Source organism: Pseudomonas sp. RW409 (genome assembly GCF_003184125.1).
GTDB classification, from domain to species: Bacteria; Pseudomonadota; Gammaproteobacteria; order Pseudomonadales; family Pseudomonadaceae; genus Aquipseudomonas; species Aquipseudomonas chlororaphis_I.
In genome coordinates, this window is the sequence record NZ_QHHP01000040.1 from 199190 (window position 1) to 223751 (window position 24562).

Annotated in this window: 28 protein-coding genes and 1 pseudogene; 27 read left to right on the plus strand and 2 right to left on the minus strand. The window is 58.4% G+C overall.

Annotated features, from left to right (window positions below):
• The first annotated feature begins 26 nt into the window (after window positions 1-26).
• The 17 genes and pseudogenes from DK261_RS19400 (at window position 27) to DK261_RS19480 (ending at window position 11068) form a co-directional block, all read left to right on the plus strand.
• The gene (locus tag DK261_RS19400) at window positions 27-296 is read left to right on the plus strand and encodes an AlpA family transcriptional regulator (RefSeq protein ID WP_110176160.1); all 270 of its coding nucleotides are present in this window, start codon (window positions 27-29) and stop codon (window positions 294-296) included.
• The gene (locus tag DK261_RS19405) at window positions 296-595 is read left to right on the plus strand and encodes a helix-turn-helix domain-containing protein (protein WP_110176161.1); all 300 of its coding nucleotides are present in this window, start codon (window positions 296-298) and stop codon (window positions 593-595) included. Before DK261_RS19400 ends, DK261_RS19405 begins: the two co-directional genes overlap by 1 nt.
• Window positions 592-1266: a KilA-N domain-containing protein gene (locus DK261_RS19410; RefSeq protein WP_110176162.1), complete on the plus strand. Its 675-nt coding sequence runs from the start codon at window positions 592-594 to the stop codon at window positions 1264-1266. Before DK261_RS19405 ends, DK261_RS19410 begins: the two co-directional genes overlap by 4 nt.
• Entirely contained in the window at window positions 1263-1745 is a 483-nt protein-coding gene (locus tag DK261_RS32910; protein ID WP_146218544.1) for a hypothetical protein, read from the plus strand. The genes DK261_RS19410 and DK261_RS32910 overlap by 4 nt, the downstream gene beginning before the upstream one ends.
• Window positions 1742-2053, plus strand: a complete 312-nt coding sequence (locus tag DK261_RS19415) for a hypothetical protein (RefSeq protein WP_092302009.1) — start codon at window positions 1742-1744, stop codon at window positions 2051-2053. The genes DK261_RS32910 and DK261_RS19415 overlap by 4 nt, the downstream gene beginning before the upstream one ends.
• Complete coding sequence (locus DK261_RS19420) at window positions 2050-2295, plus strand: hypothetical protein (RefSeq protein ID WP_110176163.1); 246 nt, start codon at window positions 2050-2052, stop codon at window positions 2293-2295. Before DK261_RS19415 ends, DK261_RS19420 begins: the two co-directional genes overlap by 4 nt.
• The gene (locus DK261_RS19425) at window positions 2292-2621 is read left to right on the plus strand and encodes a hypothetical protein (RefSeq protein WP_110176164.1); all 330 of its coding nucleotides are present in this window, start codon (window positions 2292-2294) and stop codon (window positions 2619-2621) included. Before DK261_RS19420 ends, DK261_RS19425 begins: the two co-directional genes overlap by 4 nt.
• Window positions 2622-2624: 3 nt before the next feature.
• Window positions 2625-2900, plus strand: a pseudogene (locus DK261_RS19430) (hypothetical protein); the annotation flags it as partial.
• A gap of 227 nt (window positions 2901-3127) precedes the next feature.
• On the plus strand, window positions 3128-4009 hold the full coding sequence (locus DK261_RS19435) for a toprim domain-containing protein (protein WP_110176165.1): 882 nt from the start codon (window positions 3128-3130) through the stop codon (window positions 4007-4009).
• On the plus strand, window positions 3996-5789 hold the full coding sequence (locus tag DK261_RS19440; RefSeq protein ID WP_110176166.1) for a DUF927 domain-containing protein: 1794 nt from the start codon (window positions 3996-3998) through the stop codon (window positions 5787-5789). The genes DK261_RS19435 and DK261_RS19440 overlap by 14 nt, the downstream gene beginning before the upstream one ends.
• Window positions 5786-6148 (plus strand): hypothetical protein, encoded by a 363-nt coding sequence (locus DK261_RS33055; RefSeq protein ID WP_158286942.1) that lies wholly within the window; start codon window positions 5786-5788, stop codon window positions 6146-6148. Before DK261_RS19440 ends, DK261_RS33055 begins: the two co-directional genes overlap by 4 nt.
• A gap of 307 nt (window positions 6149-6455) precedes the next feature.
• The gene (locus tag DK261_RS19450) at window positions 6456-7061 is read left to right on the plus strand and encodes a hypothetical protein (protein WP_110176167.1); all 606 of its coding nucleotides are present in this window, start codon (window positions 6456-6458) and stop codon (window positions 7059-7061) included.
• Between the two features lie 113 nt (window positions 7062-7174).
• The gene (locus DK261_RS19455; RefSeq protein ID WP_110176168.1) at window positions 7175-7519 is read left to right on the plus strand and encodes a hypothetical protein; all 345 of its coding nucleotides are present in this window, start codon (window positions 7175-7177) and stop codon (window positions 7517-7519) included.
• A 12-nt stretch (window positions 7520-7531) separates the two neighbouring features.
• Window positions 7532-8143: a tail assembly protein gene (locus DK261_RS19460; protein WP_110176169.1), complete on the plus strand. Its 612-nt coding sequence runs from the start codon at window positions 7532-7534 to the stop codon at window positions 8141-8143.
• 95 nt (window positions 8144-8238) lie between these two features.
• On the plus strand, window positions 8239-8664 hold the full coding sequence (locus DK261_RS19465) for a hypothetical protein (protein ID WP_110176170.1): 426 nt from the start codon (window positions 8239-8241) through the stop codon (window positions 8662-8664).
• Between the two features lie 352 nt (window positions 8665-9016).
• Window positions 9017-9742, plus strand: a complete 726-nt coding sequence (locus tag DK261_RS32915) for a hypothetical protein (protein ID WP_146218545.1) — start codon at window positions 9017-9019, stop codon at window positions 9740-9742.
• A 768-nt stretch (window positions 9743-10510) separates the two neighbouring features.
• Window positions 10511-11068 (plus strand): Panacea domain-containing protein, encoded by a 558-nt coding sequence (locus DK261_RS19480; RefSeq protein WP_177411721.1) that lies wholly within the window; start codon window positions 10511-10513, stop codon window positions 11066-11068.
• Between the two features lie 1234 nt (window positions 11069-12302).
• On the opposite strand, the gene DK261_RS33935 is transcribed toward DK261_RS19480, so the two are convergent.
• The gene (locus DK261_RS33935) at window positions 12303-13208 is read right to left on the minus strand and encodes a trypsin-like peptidase domain-containing protein (RefSeq protein ID WP_110176173.1); all 906 of its coding nucleotides are present in this window, start codon (window positions 13206-13208) and stop codon (window positions 12303-12305) included.
• 229 nt (window positions 13209-13437) lie between these two features.
• On the opposite strand from DK261_RS33935, the gene DK261_RS32920 reads away from it, so the two are divergent.
• A complete protein-coding gene (locus tag DK261_RS32920) occupies window positions 13438-13794 on the plus strand; it encodes a hypothetical protein (protein ID WP_146218546.1) in 357 nt (118 codons plus the stop codon).
• Window positions 13795-14161: 367 nt separating this feature from the next.
• A complete protein-coding gene (locus DK261_RS19495; protein WP_110176174.1) occupies window positions 14162-14752 on the plus strand; it encodes an acyl-homoserine-lactone synthase in 591 nt (196 codons plus the stop codon).
• Between the two features lie 31 nt (window positions 14753-14783).
• Here the strand turns inward: DK261_RS19495 and DK261_RS19500 are convergent, their stop codons facing one another.
• Window positions 14784-15509 (minus strand): autoinducer binding domain-containing protein, encoded by a 726-nt coding sequence (locus tag DK261_RS19500; RefSeq protein ID WP_038635113.1) that lies wholly within the window; start codon window positions 15507-15509, stop codon window positions 14784-14786.
• Window positions 15510-15937: 428 nt separating this feature from the next.
• Between DK261_RS19500 and DK261_RS19505 the strand changes: the two genes are divergently transcribed.
• The 8 genes from DK261_RS19505 (at window position 15938) to DK261_RS19540 (ending at window position 23980) form a co-directional block, all read left to right on the plus strand.
• The gene (locus DK261_RS19505) at window positions 15938-16429 is read left to right on the plus strand and encodes a PhzA/PhzB family protein (protein WP_009050818.1); all 492 of its coding nucleotides are present in this window, start codon (window positions 15938-15940) and stop codon (window positions 16427-16429) included.
• Window positions 16430-16457: 28 nt separating this feature from the next.
• Entirely contained in the window at window positions 16458-16949 is a 492-nt protein-coding gene (locus tag DK261_RS19510; protein ID WP_009050819.1) for a PhzA/PhzB family protein, read from the plus strand.
• Between the two features lie 23 nt (window positions 16950-16972).
• Window positions 16973-18175: a 3-deoxy-7-phosphoheptulonate synthase gene (locus tag DK261_RS19515; RefSeq protein ID WP_041984169.1), complete on the plus strand. Its 1203-nt coding sequence runs from the start codon at window positions 16973-16975 to the stop codon at window positions 18173-18175.
• 15 nt (window positions 18176-18190) lie between these two features.
• Entirely contained in the window at window positions 18191-18814 is a 624-nt protein-coding gene (locus tag DK261_RS19520; protein WP_009050821.1) for an isochorismatase family protein, read from the plus strand.
• On the plus strand, window positions 18811-20721 hold the full coding sequence (locus DK261_RS19525; RefSeq protein ID WP_110176175.1) for an anthranilate synthase family protein: 1911 nt from the start codon (window positions 18811-18813) through the stop codon (window positions 20719-20721). The genes DK261_RS19520 and DK261_RS19525 overlap by 4 nt, the downstream gene beginning before the upstream one ends.
• A gap of 2 nt (window positions 20722-20723) precedes the next feature.
• Window positions 20724-21560, plus strand: a complete 837-nt coding sequence (locus tag DK261_RS19530) for a PhzF family phenazine biosynthesis protein (protein WP_016703606.1) — start codon at window positions 20724-20726, stop codon at window positions 21558-21560.
• On the plus strand, window positions 21557-22225 hold the full coding sequence (phzG, locus tag DK261_RS19535; RefSeq protein WP_038635117.1) for a phenazine biosynthesis FMN-dependent oxidase PhzG: 669 nt from the start codon (window positions 21557-21559) through the stop codon (window positions 22223-22225). Before DK261_RS19530 ends, phzG begins: the two co-directional genes overlap by 4 nt.
• A 279-nt stretch (window positions 22226-22504) precedes the next feature.
• The gene (locus tag DK261_RS19540; RefSeq protein ID WP_009050825.1) at window positions 22505-23980 is read left to right on the plus strand and encodes a 4-hydroxyphenylacetate 3-hydroxylase N-terminal domain-containing protein; all 1476 of its coding nucleotides are present in this window, start codon (window positions 22505-22507) and stop codon (window positions 23978-23980) included.
• The last annotated feature ends 582 nt before the right edge of the window (window positions 23981-24562 follow it).

Here is a 24562-nt window from a genome sequence, read left to right on the forward strand (position 1 = left end):
AATCTATATCAGTCGGGATAAAGACCATGAGTACCATCCAAGCTAATACACACCCAGAAACTGCGACAAACCATCACTTTGACCCTTCCACTGTCATCATCCGCATTAGCGAACTGTCCGCGATCACAGGCTATGCGCGTCCGACAATCTACAAACGCCTCAAAGACGATCCGACCTTCCCACGCCCCGTACCGTTGAGCGATAGCAAATCGCGCGGGGCACCTGTCGGCTGGATTTTGGCTGAGGCACAAGCCTGGGTGCGCCAGCGCATCGCTCTGCGCGAGGTGACCGCCTAATGAACAAAAAAAAGGTCGACCAACAGGCCAGCCACAAAAATACTCACGTCGAGAATACCAGCGGAACAGCTCAACGCGCTCGCCTTTTGGAGCGCTTGCAAGCAGGCCCGATTGATACCTTCACCGCCATCCGCGAGTTGAACATCGTTCGCCCGGGGGCCCGCATCAACGAGCTGCGCGACATGGGCCACAGGATCATGACGGAGCGTCTCACGCTGACCGACGATCAAGGTCGTACCCATCGCGGCATGGCGCTCTACTACCTCAGCACCAATCCACCGGCAGGGGTGACGCCATGAAGGCTCGCATCGTTCCCTTCGACTATCAGGGCCAGACTGTCACCTTCAACGCTGACGGCTGGATCAACGCCACCGTTGCAGCAGCCCGCTTCGGCAAGGTTCCCAATGATTGGCTGCGCCTTGGCTCCACCGAGGAGTACATCAAGAAGCTCGCCAGCAGGATGGCCGAGAGTAATACGGGAAAATCCCGCATTACTCTTGTGACAACCCGTCGGGGCAACACTGCCAACAGCGGCACCTGGCTCCACCCAAAACTCGCAGTGAAGTTCGCTCGCTGGCTCTCTGTAGACTTTGAAATCTGGTGCGATGAGCAGATCGACGTGCTGGTGCGTGGTGACCAAGCCAATTGGCAGCAAGCCCGCCAGCAATCTGCCGTCGGCTATCGCGGCCTGTGTGACGCTCTGGCAATCGCTTACGAGGAGAACGGCAAGACTCCCCAACGCCACCACTTCATCAACGAAGCCAAGTTGATCAACCAGGTAATCACCGGCCAATTTGCTGGACGTAATCGCGACGAACTCACCGCACATGAGCTGCTGCTGGTGACGCTGATCGAGATCCGCGACGTGTTGCTGATCGGCCAGGGAAAAGACTTCGCAGCCCGTAAAGCATCTCTCCTGCGCTACGTCCAAAGCCTGACCGCCAAGCACCTTCGGAGTGATGCCGCATGAACACCACATTCATGATCGGCGATGAAAGGTCGATAACTTTTCTTGCCAGCAATCATGCTCGCCGGTATGGTTTACCCGTCGCTGCAAATTCAGCGATCGGGTTTGGTCGCCCGGTAAGCAAAAGGCGCAACAGCGCCCCCATTTCGATTGCAGGCGCTTTTTTTGCGCTCGCAGTTTCGTTTTATGGCGGCTGTGTGCGGGAGGCCTTCGGGCCTGCTGGGTTCCTTTTGCCCCAGTCGACCAACCCGCGCACAGCTGCCACCCAAATTCGCTTGGTCGCGAACGGTGGTAGCTCCCCAGCAAAAGGAGCTACACCCATGAAACACGCCCTCATTCCGTCCGCAATTCGCGCCTTTGTTCACCGCCGCATGGCCCTGAGCGCTCTCCGCGCAAACTCGTCCCTCTCCGTTCGTCTCGCCCGCTATAACGCCCACATGAGCATCGTTCGCAGTCTGGAAGCGCAAGGGGGTATGCAATGAATCTGCAGACATTGCCTGCCATAGCAACCATCGAGGGCGAGGTGCTGCGTGAAGCAGTTCTGGATGCCAACGAAATGTGCTCAATGAACTTCGCCAGGGAAGAATGCGCGGAGCTGGAGAAAATCCTGCTGACGTTCGTGATACCCGCCATGGGTGGCTACAACAATGAATTGGCTTGTGATATCGCACGGCACCTTGAGCAAATCCGCACCTTCAGCGGAAATTTCTGCTGGCGGCATCGTCACCTGGGCGCCTCCTATGGCGTGGTTGGTAAGCGGAGTGGAATAGACAACGGGGGTGCGCAATGAGTCAGACCACTGCCAGCATCACCGACGATGCTCTCGACCTGCTCCGCGCCACTCACGAACGCATCAATCACATGCGCGTGCTGTTCAACTCCATCATCAAGGATATGAAGCACGGCAAGTCTCGCGACATTGAGGAGCTGGCCAACCTCGGCAGTTTCTTGGGTTACGACTGGGCGAACTACGTCGACTGTGAAGTCGAGAAGATGCAGAAAGCGCTGGACGCTGCGGAGGTGGCTAAATGAATGCCATCCAAACGCGGGACGATCTGAGCTTCACCAGACGCGACTCCGAAGGCCGTTTGGTTAACTGGCCTCGGAACAATCCGGGTGTGGCTTCTGACTGGAAGAAGGGTATCGGTCTCTTCGAGTGCGAGGTTTACGAGCTCGCCGCCCACGATGAAACCGAAGCATTTCACGCTATCGAGTTCGCGATCACCGGCATGGGTGGTCACTATACAAGTCTGGAGATCGGCTTTGCAGAGTCGGTAGCGCGGGCAGCAGTCCTGGGCTTGCGTGCGATGCGCGACGGCACAGCACGGTTCGAACCAACAGCCTCCGAAGAGACTTAAACCATGAAAATTCAAAACGGCGCATCAGCGTCGACGGGATCGGCTTGCCCGAAAAAAGCCATCGAGCTGTTTTACGTCATCCACCCGAAGATGCCCAGGGCGTTGCTGGGACCGTTTTTGACCGAGGCCGACGCCGAGTGTGGGCGCGTAGTTATGCGTAGTGCTGGCGCTCAGGTGACGGCCTGCCTGGTTGACGCAATCGACGACATTACCCACTGGCACGGCGTGAACAACGGCCAGGTCTGCCGGGCCTTTGCTGGTGCTGATCGCCGGGAGGTCGCCATGGGTAACATGACTCCGCTCAAGCGCAAAGGTAGCGGCGGTCCGCCCAGCACAGGCTCGCACATCGACAGCGCCAGCTATGCGCTGCTGGTGGAAACCCTGATTGGCTTCCTGGAGCTGCGCATCTCGGAAGGCGACCAAGGCCGTCACTGCGATGAACTGGAGCGACTCACGCTGCAACTGGAGAGTCTGGCCAAGCGGTTTACCCCGCCGAAGGGGGCCGCATGACTGACGCAACGATCCTATTCCGTGATGCGCTCCAGGCCGTCTACGGGCCGCTCGATTGGCTTCCCCTGCCCGACGGTACCATTCACCGGTTCCGCGTCCCGGACGACAAGCCGGGCACCCTCAACGGCTGGTACGTGCTGTACCTGGACGGCATCGCCTCTGGCGCGTTCGGCAGTTGGAAAGCTGGCGGCGCCAGCACCTGGTGTAGTCGTGAGCCGGTGGACGCCCAGGAAGCGGCGCAGGTCCGTGAACGAGTGGACCAGGCCCGGCGCCAGCGTGAGGCCGAGCAGCACCAGCGCCAGCAGCAGGCCGCGGAGTTGGCCAACCGCTGGTGGCGGAATGCGCGCCGCGCCTCGCCAGACCATCCATACCTCGCCGCCAAAGCGGTTCGCTCCTACAGCCTGCGCCAGCGCGGCGCTGATCTGCTGATCCCGCTGTACCTGGATGGGCACTTGGTCAACCTGCAACGAATTGCCCCGGACGGCGCCAAGCGCTTCTTGCCCGGTGGTCGCGTGAAGGGCACCTATTCGCCGCTGGGCATCATCGAGCCAGGTACCCCGCTCTGCATCTGTGAGGGGTGGGCGACGGCTGCCAGCCTCCACCAGCACGGCGGCTACGTCGTCGCCGCTGCCATGAACGCGGGCAACCTGATCCCGGCGGCGATGGGCCTGCGCTCCCGCTACCCGGGGCAGGCAATCGTGATCGCCGGCGACGACGATCGACTCACCGACGGTAACCCCGGACGCAAAGCGGCGAATGCCGCGGCAGCGGCCGTGGGTGGCCAAGTGGCCTTTCCGGAATGGCCAGAGGGCGCCCCTGACGACCTCACCGACTTCAACGACCTCGCCAACTGGAAGCTCGCCCATGTCCAAGCCTGACACCAACGTGATCAACCTTCGACCTGATGTGGCCACCATTGCGCCTGATCGTCCCTGCTGGGCCGTGTACGAGCACTGGGTAACCAACGAGAAAGGTCGCAAGCTGCGCCCGGGCGTTTACTGGCACAGCTTCAAGCGTGCCGCCGCCGACCAGGACGACGCCGATGGCGATATCGGCGACCGGCCTATCACCGATGAGTGGATTGCCAGCCCCGTGACTGTCGTCGCCCGCACCACCAACAGCGACGACGGCAGCGAAGGGCGTTTGCTGCGCCTGGTGACCGAGAGCGGGATCAAGGAATGGATCATCGCCATGGAGGTGTTCGGCGGCAGTGGTGAAGACGCCCGGCGTGCACTGTTCGGCATGGGCGTCATCATCGCCCTCAAGAAACGCGGCACGTTCATGGAGTACTTGCTCGACCAGCGCCCCGCCGAGGTGCTTGCCACCACCAGCCGGCCGGGTTGGCACGAGTCGGGGGCGTTTGTGCTGCCCGGGCGAACGATCGGCAGCGACAAGGTACGGTATCAGGCCAGCAACAAGGCCCAGGTGCTTTTCAGTCGCCGCGGCGAGTTGGCGCTATGGCAAACAGAAGTGGCCGCGAAGTGCTCCGGCAACCCGGTACTGACGCTGGCAATCGGCTGTTCGCTGGCTGGGCCGCTGCTAAGCCTGGTCGGTGTGTTGGGCGGTGGTGTTCACCTGGTGGGCGACAGCTCGAGCGGCAAGTCGCTGGCGCAGTTGATCGGCTCGTCGGTGTGGGGTGACCCGGGGGTGTTCGCCGCCAGTTGGGACATGACCAAGGGCGGCCTGGAGATCGAGGCGTCGAGCCGTAACGACACCATCTTGCCCCTGGACGAGATCAAGCGCGCCGACCCCAAGCGCGTCCAGGAAATGGCCTACTCACTCGCCAACGGCCAGGGCAAAGGCACCATGACCCGGGAGCGTGAAGGTCGCGCCAAATTGAGCTGGCGCTTGCTGACACTCTCCAGCGGCGAGCGCTCCCTCTCCGAACACGCCGCCATATCCGGCAATGCTGCTCACGCTGGCGCCGAGTTGCGCATGGTCGACGTGAACGCCGGCACCCGCACGCATCGGGCCTTTGATGAGTTGCACGGCCTGGAGGGCGCAGACTTTCACCGCCAGCTCACCGTGGCGGTCGGCGCCCACCATGGCCACCTCGGACCAGCGTTCGTCGAGAAGCTGCTCGCCAGCGACGACCAGGCCGGGCTGCTCGAAGACTTTGCCGGTGTGCGCGCCACCTTCGTCGAAGACAACGCCCAGGCCGGCCGAGTGGCTGACCGTTTCGCGGTGATCGCGCTGGCGGGCGAGATGGCCACCGCCTACGGGCTGCTGCCCTGGGAGCCGGGCACCGCCCTCGCCGACTGCCGTTTGCTGTATGGCGAATGGCTCAGCCGGGTCGGTAGCGGCAATGCCGAAGATCGCCAGATCCTGGCCGGCATCCTCGATTTTATCGATCGCCACGGCAGCAGCCGCTTTTCCGATGTCGACGACACGACACCCGACACCAAGGTATTCAACCGGGCCGGCTATTGGGAGCTCGTGGGCAACAACCGTCTGTATCTGTTCAACAAGCCAGCTCTGATCGAGGCCGCCCATGGCTACGGCCTGTCTCGCATCATCAAGGCGCTGGAGGGTGCAAACGTTCTCGCCCGCCGCGACAGCGAACGCAAAACCAAAAACTACCGTCTCCCGGGCGGTGGCCAGGCTCGCCTGTACGTGGTCGATCCAGAGGTAATAGATCGCGAAGGGGGTGGCGCATGAACGGTCCCCAAACACCACTTGCCCGGATTGCCCGAGTTCACAGGAACCTAGAATCACTGGCAACAGTGGCAACACCGGCAACGGCCTTGTGGGGCGAGGCTTACAGCCGTTGCCGGCCTATAAAAAAAGTGGCAACAACTGGCAACACACACCTCATTTTCAACATAAGTAAGCGGTTCAATCCATCCGTTTGGTTATCACTGTTGCCGGTAAAAAACCGGTGGCAACGAAATGGCAGCATCGGCAACGCCTGGAGGCCACGGTTTACGGGGCTGTTGCCATTGTTGCCGCTGTTGCCGGTGTTTTTGAAATCACAGGAACATTGGATTACGAACAATCGGGGCGAGGTGACGCTGTGAGCCTCCTTTCCGGCCTGCTCAATCACATGCCGCCAGCCGTTACCGGTACCGACTCGCCAAAAGTGGATAGTCGGCCTCAACCTCGCTCGAACCTAGTGCTGGCCAACCGCATCGAGCGCACTCCCCGGTTCGTCACCAGCCCACACGCAAGCGCCGCCACTGCCACACCTGAGTGGCGACTGGCCCGTGACCAATACCTCAACCACATCATGGCTTGTCGGGGCTGCTACGCGCCCACCGGCCGCCATTGCACGGTTGGCGCTCACCTGCGTGCCAGCTACGACAACACATCTATGGAGGCTCACCCATGAGCACCAGCATCGTCATTGCCCTGGTGGACATTGCCAAAAAACCAGGCGCCAGCATGAGCACCAGCTTGATCACCACTCGGCGGATCTGCCGCATCTTCGGGGCGCGGCTTGATTCGATCCGCATTGAGCGCCGGGCCATGCGCCGCAAGGCCAGCAAACTGCGCCAGTACCTGCCATTCACCGCCAGCGCCATCACTGAGATTGAGCAGGCAGCCGCCGACCACCGCGGGTCGGAGTGGCAAGACCTGCGCACAGTGCTCTCCGGTTTCGGTCGCTCTCTGGTGCTGGACACCGAGGGCCTGGCCGAAGGGCTTGGATTCGATCGGCTGTGCGACCTGCTGGCAATCAATACCGTGGAGCGGGAGACGGCACGTAAGGATGGCTTGGCCAGCCTCGCCGATCTGGTGTTCGCCTATGCACTCGAGGAAAGCGCCACTCGCCGCGGGCAGGACTGGAACGACGCGCCATTGTTCAACGCCTGCCAGCTCGCGATGGCGAACTTCATCAAGGAATGCCCGGAGCACCTACTGCCCGATCCTTTCGCGCCCGGCGGGCCGTTCGGCCCGAAGCTGCCACCAGACCTGCGCCTCGTCAGCAAATAACCCTTTCGGTACGCGACACGTTTTGGTCACTCGCAAAACGTGTCGCGACACATAGAGCAACACCACCGGGCATCAGCCCAACAATCGCGCCAAGGCGCCGAAGGAGGCAACACATGTCACATCACATACGCTTCGCCGAAGCGTGTAAGGCCACGGACTTCACCACTGACCCCGGCACGATCGGAGGGTATGTCGTGTGGACCGTTCAACACGTTCGGGATGGTGAAAGGGTCGAGATCGAGGGGCCTTTCTTCACCGAGGAAGAGGCCAGAGTCTCCGCCGAACTGATGCGCATCGAGTACCGCGGAGCCCGGGCTTATCAATCGACTCACTGTTCAGCCTGGAATCCCGACGTGAAACGCGAGATCGCGATTCGAAACGACGCGATGGCCGCTCGAATGATGCTAGCCATGCAGATCGGCGCCGCAGTACCAACCCACACCACCAACGCTAAATAAGAGGAAAAGGCCATGACCGCATTAGCAATTGAGTACACCCCACGAACCAAAATCACCTTGTGCGGATCGCTCGGTAAGAAGTTCGGAAAAGAGCACACCTTTCTTCTCGATCGCGGGGATACCCGGGAAGCGATGAGGGCTATCGACGTGAACCACCCAGGATTCTTTCAGGAGTTGGCCAGCGCCAAGACCAGGGGTCTCGAGTTCGCAGTGTTCCGAAATGGAAAGAATGTCGGAGAGGAAGAATTTGAGCTGGGTGGTTGTCGCGAGATCAAGATTGTTCCGGTGATCTGTGGGAGCAAGCGTGCTGGATCTCTGCAAACGGTCATAGGGGCCGTGCTTGTGATGGCAGGGGCGGTGGTTACCGCGCTTGGCGGCGGTGCTGTTGGTGTGCCCATGATGAAAATGGGGGCGGTGGTGGGCGTTGGTGGCGTAATCCAAATGCTCAGCCCCCAGGTCTCTGGTCTTAAGCAGAGTGCATCACCCGAAAATGCACCAAGTTACGCATTTGGATCGGCGCGAAACACCACTGCCAGCGGGAACCCGGTACCAATCTGCATCGGCTACCGTCGATGGGGTGGTGCGATCATCAGCGCCGGGATCTACGCCGAAGACCAAATGTAGCTTGCACATACTCGACTCAATGGGGTGGCCTTCAGCAAGCGACCCCAACTTGTTGAGGGGGGTGATACATTCCTCATTTTATGGAGAGAGCCGCAATGCAAAGGATAATTGCCCCGTGCTTGTTAGGTGCCCTGTTGGTGGGTTGCTCGACCTCTGCAGTACCTACCGATAAAGCAAGACAAGTAGGCCCGGACAAGGTGTATTCGTTCCAGATCACCCCTGCTACGCCCTACGGAACGCTTACCGTGGTGCGAGACTCCGGGTTCATCAGTTCGGGTTGCGACATGGGTATTTATGTCGACGGCAAACTGGTGGCCAAGCTATCAACGAAAGAAAAGGCCACATTCAAAATTCCGGCCGGTGAGGTCGTCCTTGGGGCGGGGGTAATCGGCAGCGGGCTTTGTGGCACGGCCGCGGATCGGCGAGAGCGGGAAGTATCTTTGAACGCTGGGCAAAACAAGAAATACCGCGTGTTCATCAGCAGCGAGGCCGATGTCGACATTTTGCCAAGTACCCTTTGAGGTCGCGTACCAGAGAGTTTTTGGCGTTGCCTTGAGATAGGCGATATGGCGCAACTGAAACCATATCGTCTCTCACTGGTGGTCTTGCCGGAGCGTTGGAACCAGACCGGTAACCACCAAAAGTAACCACCTTACCGGGTTACCATCCATCAAAGGGATCTCCGTCACGGAGTCGCCTGGCGCCCACCAATCTTGATAATTATTAACAGGCTGATTGGCTGGCCAATGTCAGGCTGCTGAAGCTGGCCAGATCGCCCGGCATCCCTTGCATGCCGGGCCTGCCCACTCTGGACACCGAACCGAGGAAAACAATCAGCTACCATCCGTACTTCCAAGCCACGAAGACGAGCGCATGACTGTACGAATTCACTTCTACGCCAAAGCTTTTGAGAAAGCAGCATATCGAGACGATTTCCTCGATGGAAAGCTCTACATGAACACATTGGGATATTTCAAAGCTTACGAGGAGCAAGAAGAGGCAAACGTGGGCGATAGGTTTGAAGCCGTGGCGTCTCATTTCCAACCTGATCAAGTCAGGCTCATTATAAATGAGATGGAAATTCCCGCGTCGGCAATGGCCGGTCCAATGATCGTCCAATATAAACATCACGACGATCTCAATCTCTGCTGTTTGTTCTGCATCCACGATGGTCTGTTTCCACCAATCACCAAAGATAATTTTCAAGCGTTCGTAGCCAGCCAAAGATTGAATGAAGACGTCGAAAAACTGGGAAGTCATTCCGTATTGATTGTGAATGCACGGGCTTTTCAAGAGCGGGTGATAGCAGCTATCAAACGAGAAAACTTTGATGCAACCGCTGGTCTGGTCAGCTACTACGATGCTGCGACGTTCAATGGCAACTTTGCTGACGAAAAAATCCCCTTCAATAAACGAGATAGCTACCAGCACCAGCGTGAATATCGTATTGCTCTGGATCGACCCGATGCGGATGGAGGCCCGTTCACGCTCGAGGTTGGCTCTCTCCGTGATATTTGCGCAATCTGCCCGACGAGCGAAATCAACCCACTGGTGGAGGATTGCCTCCAGCAGCTGTATCGCCAGGGAGTATTTGACTAGATAAAACGGATACCGCTGTCAGTGGTTACCATGCGCGGTGACCACCACCGGTGACCGCTTCGCCCCTTGGTCACTGGCGCATCAGATCGCCTTGCCGAGACACCCCATGGAGGTTAGCGCCAAGTTCCGGCCGGCGTGTTTCGCGCAGTCTCTCACGCACTTCCGTCGCGCACTTGGTCAATGCGCGAAGCCCTCCCCCGGCAAGGTTTCACGCACCCTTCACGCAGTGTCTTCACGCACCTGGAGTGCGCGAACGTTCTGTGGGAGCGAGCTGTGTGCCGATGGTACGCAGCCAGGTACGCACCTTCCTACGCGATGCTGGCGCGAACCTGGCTGACGGTTACCGGCGCGGCTATCAGAACGAGCGGTTACCAAACGCGAGGTTTCCACGGTGGTTTCCATAAAAAATAGGTGTTTTCTCTGGAAACCTAGTTAACTTCGAAATAAATCTAATGAGTCGGCACAACGAGGCTTCCAATCCATACGCGACCCGCTCTCATGCAATTCGCGATTTCCGCAGTCCAGTTGAATGGTTATGTCGATTCTTTATGGTGCTTTGCGTGCGCGGGCGTTCATGGAGTGCTATAGCTAACGCAAACAGGATGACCTTTGCGGGCCTTTCACGGTTGCTCATGCCATTTACTAGGTATATCGATACCGTTGGGCGGAACCTGTGGGATGGCCTCTTGACTAACATATAGGCCGGCTGATAATTCGCGACCATTTGCACGCAGGACCATCCCAGGGACTGGGGAAGAGAGGTAACACGTGATTTTCAGTGAACAGAAAGTAGCGCAGATCGCAGCTTTCTTCTTGGCCCGCGCCGAAGGTTCGCTGCCCAATCTGAAGCTCATCAAGCTGATGTACTTAGCTGATCGAGAGTCGATGAACAGGTTTGACGTCCCAATGTCAGAGGATCGAGCAGTTTCGATGACTCATGGCCCCGTTTTGTCTGCGACCTTGGACTTGATTAAAGGTAAACGGAAATCGAAGGAATGGAGCTCCTGGATCTCGCCACCCTCTGATCATGAAGTGAAGCTGTCCAAAGAGTTGAAAAATTTTGATGACCTTGATGAGTTGAGTCGTTCCGATTTTTCGGTACTTGACGCCATCTGGCATCAATTTGGGCACATGAACAAATACCAGCTTCGGGACTACACTCATAAGCACATCCCCGAATGGCGCGACCCGCACGGCACCTCGGTAGATATTGATCCGAAATCTACCTTCATAGCCCTCGGCGTTGGTGAGGATCTTGCTGAAAGCAAAGCGCAGGATCTCCGTGAGCGGCGGGCCCTTGCTAGGAAAATATCTGAGTTCATTTGATGCCAGGGACAATACTTCAGAAAGGAACTTTGTTGATCCCTACTGGCGGCTCTGATCATTTACACATAGTGATCAACGACCCAGTTTATTGTCCGTTTCAGGGTGATAACGTTGTATTGCTCGTGAACATCTCTTCCGTCTATCCGGGCAAATACGCAGACACGACATGCATACTTTCGCCGGGCTCACACCGATTCGTTAAACATGACAGCTGGGTCGTTTACCGTGAAGCGGTGATAAAAAGAGTGGACGCCCTCGAGACCGGCGTAGCGCAAAACCAGATCAGAACTCACGATCCGTTCCTCACTGACGAGTACCTACGGATTCGAGGAGGTTTTGACACTTCCCCCGACGTCAAAATAAAGATTGCTCGATTTCTGAAGCAACACAGCCTATAGCGCCTACGTTCTCCCCTCCTCCTGTCCCTTCAGGAAAACTATTCGTCACAGCGCCACGCTTTAACGGAATGTGAGACAGGCATGAGACGGAACCCATATAGCGTGGGCGTCTGAGGTCCGTTACATGCGGCGGCCGTCAAAGAAACGGGCTTGGCTGTCTCATACCCCCGACAGACCCCAGACGAGTTCTGGACAGGCTCTGGACGGTCGCCGCAATGGCAGCTTGAACTACTCCAGCTGAGAGCCACAGCCAGCGTGGACGGAAGCAGGTCGGGCAGCAAACCGGATAGCCACCACGTCCAGAAACCGGGAGGGACCGCAACGGTCACTTGCGGGACCAATGGCCCGCGGCCGCCCCAGGCAAACGAGGCCATAATCCTTGACCACCCTTGACGGAACCTTGACGAAATTTTTGACAGATATTGACGGATTGGTCATTCGCCACCAGTAGCTGGAACGCTGAAAGCCACGCAGGACAACACTTTGCGGGCTTCCCGCAGCCTGGCCGGCGCCAGCCTCGTCAAGAATTCAAGAGGTAGTCGTCAAGGTAACTGCCCGACCAGTATCCAGACCCGCGCTGGCGGGATGCTGTGGTGAAATACCGGACCAGACAAATGCTTAGCGCACCAGGCAATACTAGACAGGCCCTAGACGGATTTCCGACTACAGAACGCGGGCAAGTTACCCATAACCCAAGCAATGCGCTGGTTCCAGCGTTGAAGGTGGCGTGCTGGAGCTTGATGCTCGTCAAGAATTTATTGGGAAGCCCCGGACCTGACAGCAGGCAAAAGCACGGCATAACAAATCGACTGACCTTGCACTTTTTGTGCGGATAGCTATGACTTAGAAGGCTCTACTTCAGTACTCATCCAACTACTGATCAGGGAAGGATGAATACCTTCAAAACTAGACGGTTGTGAGTGGATAAGCCCATCACGAACCAAGTGAATCAATGGGTACTTCACGTCTCGGGGGTGAGCGTCGCCGCGATTTACATCAATACGGAGCCGTAAAAGAGGCCATAACATGCAGACATAGCTGATTGGAGGATCAATCTCATCACCTGCGGACAAGGTGCCTGAAATGATGCCTCTCAGCATGCCTGCCTCATCGAATACAGGCCCTCCGCTCATTCCACCGTCAAAACGCGCCGCAACGCGGAAGCATGGAAAGGTAAAATTACCACTGGGTTGACCGGCAGGTAGTATTTCCTCGACCACACCAGTGGACGTTGTAGGCTTATCGTCAAGATCGAGATGGTAACCACCATCCGCATTCGGGGTCGTTCGTGGCACAGAGCTGTGGTACCCAAAAGCAGCTATTGGAGTGCCCACAGAAGGTGTCGTGAAATGCACTGGAGTGGTTCGCCAGGCAATCGGCTTTGTTGGGTCACTACTCCCGTGTAGTCCAAGATGTAAAAGCGCTAGGTCCGAGTCAGGGCAACGCCAAGCCGTAAAGACGTTCCATACTACGTATTCCGGCCCAGGGGTTATTTGATAAAGCCGTATCGCGTAATCGGAAACCACCTGCTTACTACCCTCCGATTGACCGCTCCCAAATCTAGTGGTGATATCGTCCAAAACGTGTCCGGCAGTAACTGCTAAATGGCCCGCTATGATCACGGCTGTGCCGATGACATGAGTCTCTCCTCCTGCAAACTCAACAAGTACCCGCAAGGCGATCTCGGATGCGGGAGTATCAGCAGGCTGCGGAACAAATGTCGGAGTATGCGGGATGGCCATTAGTCGTTTTCCTTGCGTGCTTTGAACCGCTTCAAATTTGCGCTCAAAGTTTGGAGGATAGATGAGTTGATGAGAGGCGCGCCGAAAAACCTGCCTGAATCTGGTTCACAACAACTGACCTAACGAAATGGGAGGTCAGCTCATCCTGACGACTGCTATTTGCCTCAATCGATGATTTGCGCCCTCCATGACAGAGCATCGAATGGCGTGGTTGTGAAAACACCCGTGAATGACCACTACCCTGATCCGGGGTGGTGCTGGCGCGGGTGAATGGCAAGAACGCCTCTGTGTGGTGGAACCGCCACACGGCGCCAACACCATTGCCGCAAAGTGTGGCGATGACTCCTCAAAAGTGAGGGGCGAGATAATCGGGCCACTTTTGGACCGATCCATCAAAGGAGTGGTGGTGATGACCACACCTTTGCACCGGCGACGGGATTATCACGATGACGTTTACCGTTCGTCGGGGATGGAGCAACGAACCTCAGCGGCTTTTTCAGCCAGCGGGAAACGGGCCAAAAACACCCCAGCAGACAGCACCCTGTATCCCCATGTGTATCCCCTAAAAAACACGAATACAAAATAATCAATAAAATTAGTATATTACATGCCCAGTTCAAATGTCTGTGTACCACCAAGTACCTCAACAAAGCCCGCCTTGTGCGGGCTTTGTTGTTTCTGGCTATCTCTCCTCGTATCCCCCCTCTACCTCGCCTTCCCTCCGCCCTCTTGCCCCATGAGCGCACGAAGCATTCTCTGCGACTGCCTGGGCCAGACTATTGCCTTCAATGCCGACGGCTGGATCAATGCCCCTGTCGCCGCCGCTCGCTTCGACAAAGCCCCCAACGAATGGCTTGACCTCGATTCCACCGAAGCCCCTACCAGATCTTGCAGGTGCCAAGCCTGTGCAAGTCCTCTATAAAACTGCACTCCATCCCTAAGGAACCCCAGCAATGCACATGGAAGAGCACACACTGAGCGAAATGGACGATGAGCTGAAACTCATGCTCGGCCGCTTTCGGCACGAACAATTCGTCGAGAAACTCGGATGGCGGCTGCCCGCCCATCCGAGCCAGGCAGGTTGTGAATGGGATCAATACGACACCGAACACGCCCGCTACCTCCTGGCGTTCAATGCAGACCGCGCCATCGTTGGCTGCGCCCGGCTGATTCCCACCACGCTCCCCAACCTGCTTGAAGGGGTGTTCAGCCATGCCTGCGCCGAGGCGCCGCCCAAGCATGCAGCCATCTGGGAAATGACTCGCTTCACCACCTGCGAACCGCAATTGGCGATGCCGTTGTTCTGGAGAAGCCTCAAGACGGCCGCCCTGGCGGGCGCAGAGGCCATCGTCGGGATCGTCAACAGCACCATGGAGCGCTATTACAAAATCAACGGCGTCCACTACGAACGGCTGGGCCCGGTCACGGTGCACCAGAATGAGAAAATCCTCGCCATCAAACTCTCGGCCCACCGCGAGCACCATCGCAGCGCGGTCGCACCGTCAGCCTTCATGTCCGACACATTATTGAAAGAGACAGCTTGATACGGGCCGAGTCGTCCTTTTTGAATGCCCCTCAGATATAGCCCATCGCGACTGCGTAAGACACTGCCTGCACGCGGTTACTGGCGCCGATTTTGCGCTGGATGTTGCGGTGATGGTAATTCACGGTATCGGTGCACACCCCCATGATCACGCCGATTTCCTCCGAGGTTTTGCCGTCGGCCGTCCAGCGCAGCACATCACATTCCCTCCCACTGAACGCCACGCCCGTATTGAAGACACGCACGTCGCTCTCCAGCTCGGAAATTTTCTCGTGGGCCGCGGCGGCAAAGGCTCTGGTCACCGGCTTCAAGGCTTCAAATTCCTGAAGGCTGATGGGGTTGTTCTTGCGCGCCAGGCTTAACACCCCGACCCTCCCCTGGGCGTTGAACGAGGGTTGTGCCAGGCCGTGGCATAAATGTGAATCCTTGGCTTCAGACCACAGGTCCGCGCATCCCCGGAACAACTCATTGCTCCATAGAATGGGGGCCGACGAGACTTTGCTGTGCTTCACCGTGGGATCGATCACCGCGTAGTTAGCCGCCTGATATCGCTGCACCCAGTCCTCGGGGTAATTGCCGTACATATAAGTCCTGGGCCGCATGAACGGGGTCACGCTGCACATGCCGTAGGCAAAAAAATCAAACCGTAGTTCGCGCAAGGCCCTCAACGCGACAGCCGTAAACTCCTGCATATCCATGGTTCGCGCAAAGATACTATAAAAGTACGCATCCCATCCCAACTGCTGCCCTAATTCCATTTTGAGCACCACTAAAGTTGAAAACAGGCCGTTAGACTAGACCAACCTGAATCTCTGTCAACAAGCAAAATCACATCGTCATAGAAGGCTTTGCGCTAGCACTAGATTCATTGCGCCTAATCCTACCAACTACTTAGAACATTGCATCCCGGCGATGTTAGTAAGCCATTACCACCTTTCAGCCGACGAATGAACCTGCCTCTTCACAATAATGCAACAGTTCATTCGGTGGGCTGCAGCCAACCCGTTCATACGCTAATCACTACAAGATCTGGTAGTTCCACCCCCAAGAAACGCAGGTGTATAAACAACACCCGCTCAGCACCGCCACGCAGGAACATAGTTAAACACTGTAAATATTCACCCACGTCAATTAACTAAATATTTACTTTCAACATTATCACCCCCAACTAAGGAGGATGCTGCCCATGCCTGCTTCGCTTTCCCCTAGCGGCTTTAATGATCATCTTGAACTTCGCCAGAAAAATCGCGCCACCGTCGAACAGTACATGCGCACTAACGGCAAAGATCGCCTGCGCCGGCATGAACTGTTCACTCAGGATGGCAGTGGCGGTTCCTGGAACACCGAAACCGGTAAACCCCTCGTGTTCCAGGGCCACGCGAAGCTGGCCGCCCTCGGCGCATGGTTGGAGAAGTGCTTTCCAGACTGGCAATGGCACAACGTCCGGGTGTTTGAAACCGATAACCCCAACCACTTCTGGGTGGAGAGCGACGGTCGCGGCAAGACTCTGGTTCCCGGTTATCCCGAAGGTTATTGCGAAAACCATTACATCCATTCTTTCGAACTGGATGACGGCAAGATCACGCAGAGCCGTGAATTCATGAACCCCTTCGAACAACTTCGCGCCTTGGGTATCCCCGTTCCAAGAATCAAGCGTGAAGGTATCCCCGCCTCATAAGCCCCCCCTAATTCATTGGAGATTGAGCATGCCTAACAGTGCAACGCAACAACTAACCGCTAACGACACCACTGAACTTCGCCGCAAAAACCGCGCCACGGTCGAGCAATATATGCGGACCAAAGGCCAGGACCGCCTGCGCCGCCATGAACTATTTACCGAAGATGGTACAGGCGGCTTATGGACCACCGACACCGGCGCGCCGATTGTAATCAGTGGCAAAGCCAAGTTGGCCGAACATGCTGTTTGGTCACTCAAGTGCTTCCCGGACTGGGAATGGTACAACGTCAAAGTATTTGAAACCGATGACCCTAACCATATCTGGGTCGAGTGCGATGGCCGCGGCAAGATCCTCTTTCCCGGCTATCCGGAAGGCTATTACGAGAACCACTTCCTGCACTCCTTCGAGCTGGAAGACGGCAAAGTAAAACGCAATCGCGAATTCATGAACGTCTTTCAGCAACTGCGCGCCCTGGGTATTCCAGTACCGCAAATCAAACGCGAAGGCATTCCAACTTAATCCCTCGTGAGAGTGATCGCATCATGGAAGACTTACTGAAACGGGTTTTAAGTTGTGAAGCGTTCCAGCAGCCTCAATGGAGCGAGCCCTCACAATTGCACGACGCGCAGGCCTACCTCAGGGACAGCGCCTCATTGATACGAGTGGAAGACATCCTGGTGCTGCGCGCCACGCTGGCGCGTGTAGCGGCCGGCGAAGCGATGGTCATCCAGTCCGGTGACTGCGCCGAGGACATGGATGAAAGCACTCCCGACCATGTGGCCCGCAAAGCCGCGGTGCTGGACATCCTGGCCGGTACGTTCCGGCTGGTGACCCAGCAACCGGTGGTACGGGTGGGCCGGATTGCCGGGCAGTTTGCCAAGCCGCGCTCCAACAACAACGAACGCATCGGCGATGTCGAATTGCCGGTGTATCGCGGCGACATGGTCAACGGCCGCGAGGCCATCTGCGGTCATCGCCAGCACGATGCGCAACGCCTGGTTCGAGGCTATAGCGCCGCGCGGGACATCATGCAACACCTGGGCTGGAAAGCGTCGGCAAGCCAGGAACAACTCAGCGGTTCACCGGCCTGGACCAGTCACGAAATGCTGGTACTCGACTACGAACTGCCACAACTGCGCCAGGACGAACAGGGCCGGGTATTTCTCGGTTCGACCCACTGGCCGTGGATCGGCGAGCGTACCCGTCAGTTAACGGGCGCTCACGTGACGCTGCTCAGCGAAGTGCTCAATCCGGTGGCGTGCAAGGTTGGCCCGGACATCACCCGGGACCAGTTGCTGAGCCTGTGTGAACGCCTGGACTCCAAGCGCGAACCCGGCCGGCTGACCCTGATTGCCCGCATGGGCGCGCAAAAGGTCGCCGATCGCCTGCCGCCGCTGGTTGAAGCGGTGCGCCAGGCCGGCCACAAGATCATCTGGCTGAGCGACCCGATGCACGGCAACACCATCGTCGCGCCCTGCGGCAACAAGACCCGCATGGTGCAGGCCATCACCGAGGAAATCACCGCCTTCAAGCATGCCGTGACCTCAGCCGGTGGCGTGGCCGCCGGCCTGCACCTGGAAACCACCCCTGACGACGTCAGCGAGTGCGCTTCCGATGCCGCCGGCCTGCATCAGGTCGCCAGCCGCTACAAGAGCCTGTGCGACCCGCGCCTGAACCCCTGGCAGGCCATTACCGCGGTGATGGCCTGGAAGAACCAGCCCACCTCAACCCTTGCCTCCTTTTGACTGGAGTTTGTCGACATGACCGGCATTCCATCGATCGTCCCTTACGTCTTGCCTACTTCGCGCGACCTGCCCGTCAACCTCGCGCAATGGAGCATCGACCCCGAGCGTGCCGTGCTGCTGGTGCATGACATGCAGCGCTACTTCCTGCGGCCCTTGCCCGACGCCCTGCGTGAACAAGTCGTGAGCAATGCCGCGCGCATTCGCCAGTGGGCCGCCGACAACGGCGTTCCGGTGGCCTACACCGCCCAACCTGGCAGCATGAGCGAGGAGCAACGCGGGCTGCTCAAGGACTTCTGGGGCCCGGGCATGAAGGCCAGCCCCACCGACCGCGAGGTGGTCGACGCCCTGACCCCCAAGCCCAGTGACTGGCTGCTGACCAAGTGGCGCTACAGCGCGTTCTTCAACTCCGACCTGCTGGAACGCATGCGTGCCAACAATCGCGATCAGTTGATCCTGTGCGGGGTGTACGCCCATGTCGGGGTACTGATTTCTACCGTGGATGCCTACTCCAACGACATCCAGCCCTTCCTCGTTGCCGACGCCATCGCCGACTTCAGCAAGGAGCACCACTGGATGGCCATCGAATACGCCGCCAGCCGTTGCGCCATGGTCATCACCACCGACGAGGTGGTGCTATGAGCCAAGCCGCCCGTCTCATGGAGCGCATCCTGCAACCGGTTCCCGAGCCGTTTGCCCTGTTATACCGCCCGGAATCCAGCGGGCCTGGCCTGCTGGATGTGCTGATCGGCGAAATGTCGGAGCCGCAGGTCCTGGCCGATATCGACTTGCCTGCCACCTCGATCGGCGCGCCTCGCCTGGATGTACTGACGCTGATCCCCTACCGCCAGATCGCCGAACGCGGTTTCGAGGCGGTGGACGACCAGTCGCCGCTGCTGGCGATGAACATCACCGAGCAGCAATCCATCAGCATCGAGCGCTTGCTGGGACTGTTGCCCAACGTGCCGATCCAGTTGAACAGCGAACGCTTCGACCTCAGCGACGCGAGCTACGCCGAGATCGTCAGCCAGGTGATCGCCAACGAAATCGGCTCCGGGGAAGGCGCCAACTTCGTCATCAAGCGCACCTTCCTGGCCGAGATCAGCGAGTACGGCCCGGCCAGTGCGCTGTCGTTCTTTCGCCATCTGCTGGAACGGGAGAAAGGCGCCTACTGGACGTTCATCATCCACACCGGCAGCCGTACCTTCGTGGGCGCCTCCCCCGAGCGCCACATCAGCATCAAGGATGGGCTCGCGGTGATGAACCCCATCAGTGGCACTTACCGCTATCCGCCCGCCGGCCCCAACCTGAGCGAAGTCATGGACTTTTTGGCGGATCGCAAGGAGGCCGACGAGCTCTACATGGTGGTGGATGAAGAGCTGAAAATGATGGCGCGCATTTGTGAGGACGGCGGCCACGTCCTCGGCCCTTACCTCAAGGAAATGGCGCACCTGGCCCACACCGAGTACTTCATCGAAGGCAAGACCCATCGCGATGTACGGGAAATCCTGCGCGAAACCCTGTTTGCGCCCACCGTCACCGGCAGCCCGCTGGAAAGCGCCTGCCGGGTCATCCAGCGTTATGAGCCGCAAGGCCGCGCGTACTACAGCGGCATGGCCGCGCTGATCGGCAGCGATGGCAAGGGCGGCCGTTCCCTGGACTCGGCGATCCTGATTCGCACCGCCGACATCGATAACAGCGGCGAGGTGCGAATCAGCGTGGGCTCGACCATCGTGCGCCATTCCGACCCGATGACCGAGGCTGCCGAAAGCCGGGCCAAGGCCACTGGCCTGATCAGCGCACTGAAAAACCAGGCGCCCTCGCGCTTCGGCAACCACCTGCAAGTACGCGCCGCATTGGCCAGCCGCAATGCCTACGTCTCGGACTTCTGGCTGATGGACAGCCAGCAGCGGGAGCAGATCCAGGCTGACTTCAGTGGCCGCCAGGTGCTGATCGTCGACGCCGAAGACACCTTCACCTCGATGATCGCCAAGCAACTGCGGGCCCTGGGCCTGATAGTGACGGTGTGCAGCTTCAGCGACGAATACAGCTTTGACGGCTACGACCTGGTCATCATGGGCCCCGGCCCCGGCAACCCGAGCGAAGTCCAACAGCCGAAAATCAACCACCTGCATGTGGCCATCCGCTCCTTGCTCAGCCAGCAGCGGCCGTTCCTGGCAGTGTGCCTGAGCCATCAGGTGCTGAGCTTGTGCCTGGGCCTGGAACTGCAGCGCAAAGCCATTCCCAACCAGGGCGTGCAAAAACAGATCGACCTGTTCGGCGCCACCGAACGGGTGGGTTTCTACAACACCTTCGCCGCCCAGAGCTCGAGTGACCGCCTGGACATCGACGGCATCGGCACCGTCGAAATCAGCCGCGACAGCGAGACCGGCGAGGTGCATGCCCTGCGTGGACCGTCGTTTGCCTCCATGCAGTTTCATGCCGAGTCGCTACTGACCCAGGAAGGTCCGCGCATCATCGCCGACCTGCTGCGGCACGCCCTGATCCACACACCTGTCGAGAACAACGCTTCGGCCGCCGGGAGATAACCATGCACAACTACGTCATCATCGACGCCTTTGCCAGCGTCCCGCTGGAAGGCAATCCGGTCGCGGTGTTCTTTGACGCCGATGACTTGTCGGCCGAGCAAATGCAACGCATCGCCCGGGAGATGAACCTGTCGGAAACCACCTTCGTGCTCAAGCCACGTAACTGTGGTGATGCGCTGATCCGGATCTTCACCCCGGTCAACGAACTGCCCTTCGCCGGGCACCCGTTGCTGGGCACGGCCATTGCCCTGGGTGCGCGCACCGACAATCACCGGCTGTTCCTGGAAACCCAGATGGGCACCATCGCCTTTGAGCTGGAACGCCAGAACGGCAGCGTCATCGCCGCCAGCATGGACCAGCCGATACCGACCTGGACGGCCCTGGGGCGCGACGCCGAATTGCTCAAGGCCCTGGGCATCAGCGACTCGACCTTTCCCATCGAGATCTATCACAACGGCCCGCGCCATGTGTTTGTCGGCCTGCCGAGCATCGCCGCGCTGTCGGCCCTGCATCCCGACCACCGTGCCCTGTGCAGCTTCCACGACATGGCCATCAACTGTTTTGCCGGTGCGGGACGGCGCTGGCGCAGCCGGATGTTCTCGCCGGCCTATGGGGTGGTCGAGGATGCGGCCACGGGCTCCGCTGCCGGGCCCTTGGCGATCCATCTGGCGCGGCATGGCCAGATCGAGTTCGGCCAGCAGATCGAAATTCTCCAGGGCGTGGAAATCGGCCGCCCTTCACTCATGTTCGCCCGGGCCGAGGGCCGCGCCGATCAACTGACGCGGGTCGAAGTATCAGGCAATGGCATCACCTTCGGACGGGGGACCATCGTTCTATGAACAGTTCAGTACTAGGCAAGCCGCTGTTGGGTAAAGGCATGTCGGAATCGCTGACCGGCACCCTGGATGCGCCGTTCCCCGAGTACCAGAAGCCGCCTGCCGATCCCATGAGCGTGCTGCACAACTGGCTCGAACGCGCACGCCGCGTGGGCATCCGCGAACCCCGTGCGCTGGCACTGGCCACGGCTGACAGCCAGGGCCGGCCTTCGACACGCATCGTGGTGATCAGTGAGATCAATGACACCGGGGTGCTGTTCAGCACCCATGCCGGAAGCCAGAAAGGCCGCGAACTGACAGAGAACCCCTGGGCCTCGGGCACGCTGTATTGGCGCGAAACCAGCCAGCAGATCATCCTCAATGGCCAGGCCGTGCGCATGCCGGATGCCAAGGCTGACGAGGCCTGGTTGAAGCGCCCTTATGCCACGCATCCGATGTCATCGGCGTCTCGCCAGAGTGAAGAGCTCACGGATGTCGAGGCCCTGCGCAACGCCGCCAGGGAACTGGCCGAGGTTCAAGGTCCGCTGCCGCGTCCCGAGGGTTATTGCGTGTTTGAGTTGCGGCTTGAATCGCTGGAGTTCTGGGGTAACGGCCAGGATCGCCTGCATGAACGCTTGCGCTATGACCGCAGCGCTGAAGGCTGGAAACATCGCCGATTACAGCCGTAGGGTACCGAGATAAATATGCTTTGAAGTGCTGGCTGCTCCAACTTCGAACTCATTGCGCGAACTTCAACACTTATGACACCCGGTCAACATGAGAAGAGTCCAGATGCGAAAGAACGCGTATTCGAAATACCAAACAGAGAGTCCGGATCACCAAAGTGTGTAACGACATTAATTCCTATCTGAATCTTATAGTTGCTCTAGAACGTTGTCCTTGACCCAGCGATAGACATCGGGCCAGAGACGACACAAACAAAGTTAGACATTACTGAGGCTGCTACCATGCTAGATCTTCAAAACAAGCGTAAATATCTGAAAAGTGCAGAATCCTTCAAAGCTTCACTGCGTGATGACCGCACTGTTATTTATCAAGGCCAAGTTGTTGAGGATGTGACTACACACTTCTCTACGGCTGGAGGCATATCGCAAGTTGCAGAAATCTACGAAGAACAATTCAGCGGTGAACACGACGACATTCTGACTTACGTACGCCCCGACGGTTACCTGGCCTCTTCTGCCTATATGCCCCCTAGAAACAAAGAAGACTTGGCGTCGCGACGCCGCGCAATCACGTACGTCTCGCAAAAAACCTGGGGCACCCACTGCCGTAACCTGGACATGATCGCCAGCTTCACCGTCGGCATGATGGGATATCGGCCGACATTCAGGAAAAAATGCCCTGAGTACGCAGAAAACATTACCGAATACCATGACTACGCCGAGCGCAACAGCCTGTATTTGTCTGAGGCCATTGTTGATCCACAGGGCTATCGGGCACGTACCCACGGCACCGACCTCAACCTGCCGCCGCCCGATCGTGCCGTGATGAGGATCAACAAGCAGAACGCCGAGGGCATCTGGATCAGCGGCGTCAAAGGCGTGGGCACGGTAGCACCGCAGTCCAATGAAATATTTGTTGGCAGCTTGTTCCCCGCAGCGCCCAACGAGTCATTCTGGGCTTACGTCCCTGCCGATGCGCCGGGGGTGAAGATTTTTTGCCGAGAGATTGTCTCCCAGCCTCACGCCAGCGCCTATGACCACCCGCTCATATCCAAAGGTGAAGAAGCCGAGGCGATGGTGGTATTCGATAACGTGTTCATTCCACGCTGGCGAATCATGGCGGCGAACGTGCCGGAACTGGCCAACGCCGGCTTCTTCAGCCTGTGGACCTCATACAGCCATTGGTACACGCTCGTGCGCCTGGAAACCAAGGCTGACCTGTATGCCGGACTGGCCAAGGTGATCATGGAAGTCCTGGGCCTTGAGGGGATTGCGGTGGTTCGCCAGCGGGTCAGCGAAATAGTGCAGCTTGCGGAAATACTCAAAGGCATGTGCATCGCCTCCATCGAAACGGCCGAGATGTCCGAAGGCGACATATTGCTGCCTGGCCCCAACGCACTGGCCGCCGGAAGGATTTTTGCCATGGAGAAATTGCCTCGGGTGCTGCATTTGCTCAGAGAGCTGTGCGGACAGGGCTTGATCCTCAGGTTCAACGAGAAAGACTTGGCCACCGACGCCGCCTTTGGCCAGAAGTTCTCCTGGTTTCTTGACACGCAAAGCGTGGGCGCCAGAGAGAAGAACCTGCTGATGAATCTGGTGTGGGACGTGGCTGCCAGTGAGCACTCCACACGTGCATTGGTGTTTGAAGAACAGCACGCACTCAGCGAGCCCCTGCTGCGCGATAGCCTGGTGCTGGACTACGACTACCGCAAAAGCACAAGCCTGATACGCCGCATGGTGGGGCTCAACGCCAAATAGACCTGATTGGCGTGTAGGCGCCGCGCAACCCTTCATTCGTGCCGACTGAACTCGGCACGAATGAAGGGTTGTCCGCCTCCGGCCCCTGGCATCCCGTAAGTTTCCAACCTTCAACGGTAGTACACCGCCCCATTAGCATCCAAATGAATACAGCAGGAGCCCGTTACAGCGCTGGCGCTGGATGCCTGGCTACGCTTGCACGGGATCTCGGTCCGAGACGAGCCAGGTTTACCGGCCCCCCCTTTGTTCGAGCCATGCCACTTGGCAGGCTCGTTCAGTTGTAGCGGTCAGCCTGTCGCCGGTTGGCTTGCCACCCGCCACCTCCAGGCCAGCGTCTGGCATCGGGCCTTGCCCAGAAGCGCCAGCCATATCGGCACCGTAGCGATCAACGAAAGGCTCAGCATGGGCCCGTTCACTGCTGTACATTCCTCCCCACGGACGACACATCATTTACCCAGTGAACGGAGTTCAACGCGTGTTCTCGACCCTCAATCCGCGTCACCGCCGGCTTGCCAGTTTCTCGCTGATAGCCGTCGCCCTCAGCCTCGCCGCCTGCAACGCTTCCGCCCCCTCCCACACCGC

What these genes read in the sequence shown, in the direction of transcription:
- DK261_RS19400 (WP_110176160.1), top strand. Translation starts at nt 27, where the DNA reads ATGAGTACCATCCAAGCTAATACACACCCAGAAACTGCGACAAACCAT.
- DK261_RS19405 (WP_110176161.1), top strand. Translation starts at nt 296, where the DNA reads ATGAACAAAAAAAAGGTCGACCAACAGGCCAGCCACAAAAATACTCAC.
- DK261_RS19410 (WP_110176162.1), top strand. Translation starts at nt 592, where the DNA reads ATGAAGGCTCGCATCGTTCCCTTCGACTATCAGGGCCAGACTGTCACC.
- DK261_RS32910 (WP_146218544.1), top strand. Translation starts at nt 1,263, where the DNA reads ATGAACACCACATTCATGATCGGCGATGAAAGGTCGATAACTTTTCTT.
- DK261_RS19415 (WP_092302009.1), top strand. Translation starts at nt 1,742, where the DNA reads ATGAATCTGCAGACATTGCCTGCCATAGCAACCATCGAGGGCGAGGTG.
- DK261_RS19420 (WP_110176163.1), top strand. Translation starts at nt 2,050, where the DNA reads ATGAGTCAGACCACTGCCAGCATCACCGACGATGCTCTCGACCTGCTC.
- DK261_RS19425 (WP_110176164.1), top strand. Translation starts at nt 2,292, where the DNA reads ATGAATGCCATCCAAACGCGGGACGATCTGAGCTTCACCAGACGCGAC.
- DK261_RS19435 (WP_110176165.1), top strand. Translation starts at nt 3,128, where the DNA reads ATGACTGACGCAACGATCCTATTCCGTGATGCGCTCCAGGCCGTCTAC.
- DK261_RS19440 (WP_110176166.1), top strand. Translation starts at nt 3,996, where the DNA reads ATGTCCAAGCCTGACACCAACGTGATCAACCTTCGACCTGATGTGGCC.
- DK261_RS33055 (WP_158286942.1), top strand. Translation starts at nt 5,786, where the DNA reads ATGAACGGTCCCCAAACACCACTTGCCCGGATTGCCCGAGTTCACAGG.
- DK261_RS19450 (WP_110176167.1), top strand. Translation starts at nt 6,456, where the DNA reads ATGAGCACCAGCATCGTCATTGCCCTGGTGGACATTGCCAAAAAACCA.
- DK261_RS19455 (WP_110176168.1), top strand. Translation starts at nt 7,175, where the DNA reads ATGTCACATCACATACGCTTCGCCGAAGCGTGTAAGGCCACGGACTTC.
- DK261_RS19460 (WP_110176169.1), top strand. Translation starts at nt 7,532, where the DNA reads ATGACCGCATTAGCAATTGAGTACACCCCACGAACCAAAATCACCTTG.
- DK261_RS19465 (WP_110176170.1), top strand. Translation starts at nt 8,239, where the DNA reads ATGCAAAGGATAATTGCCCCGTGCTTGTTAGGTGCCCTGTTGGTGGGT.
- DK261_RS32915 (WP_146218545.1), top strand. Translation starts at nt 9,017, where the DNA reads ATGACTGTACGAATTCACTTCTACGCCAAAGCTTTTGAGAAAGCAGCA.
- DK261_RS33935 (WP_110176173.1), bottom strand. Translation starts at nt 13,208, where the DNA reads ATGGCCATCCCGCATACTCCGACATTTGTTCCGCAGCCTGCTGATACT.
- DK261_RS32920 (WP_146218546.1), top strand. Translation starts at nt 13,438, where the DNA reads ATGACCACTACCCTGATCCGGGGTGGTGCTGGCGCGGGTGAATGGCAA.
- DK261_RS19495 (WP_110176174.1), top strand. Translation starts at nt 14,162, where the DNA reads ATGCACATGGAAGAGCACACACTGAGCGAAATGGACGATGAGCTGAAA.
- DK261_RS19500 (WP_038635113.1), bottom strand. Translation starts at nt 15,509, where the DNA reads ATGGAATTAGGGCAGCAGTTGGGATGGGATGCGTACTTTTATAGTATC.
- DK261_RS19505 (WP_009050818.1), top strand. Translation starts at nt 15,938, where the DNA reads ATGCCTGCTTCGCTTTCCCCTAGCGGCTTTAATGATCATCTTGAACTT.
- DK261_RS19510 (WP_009050819.1), top strand. Translation starts at nt 16,458, where the DNA reads ATGCCTAACAGTGCAACGCAACAACTAACCGCTAACGACACCACTGAA.
- DK261_RS19515 (WP_041984169.1), top strand. Translation starts at nt 16,973, where the DNA reads ATGGAAGACTTACTGAAACGGGTTTTAAGTTGTGAAGCGTTCCAGCAG.
- DK261_RS19520 (WP_009050821.1), top strand. Translation starts at nt 18,191, where the DNA reads ATGACCGGCATTCCATCGATCGTCCCTTACGTCTTGCCTACTTCGCGC.
- DK261_RS19525 (WP_110176175.1), top strand. Translation starts at nt 18,811, where the DNA reads ATGAGCCAAGCCGCCCGTCTCATGGAGCGCATCCTGCAACCGGTTCCC.
- DK261_RS19530 (WP_016703606.1), top strand. Translation starts at nt 20,724, where the DNA reads ATGCACAACTACGTCATCATCGACGCCTTTGCCAGCGTCCCGCTGGAA.
- phzG (WP_038635117.1), top strand. Translation starts at nt 21,557, where the DNA reads ATGAACAGTTCAGTACTAGGCAAGCCGCTGTTGGGTAAAGGCATGTCG.
- DK261_RS19540 (WP_009050825.1), top strand. Translation starts at nt 22,505, where the DNA reads ATGCTAGATCTTCAAAACAAGCGTAAATATCTGAAAAGTGCAGAATCC.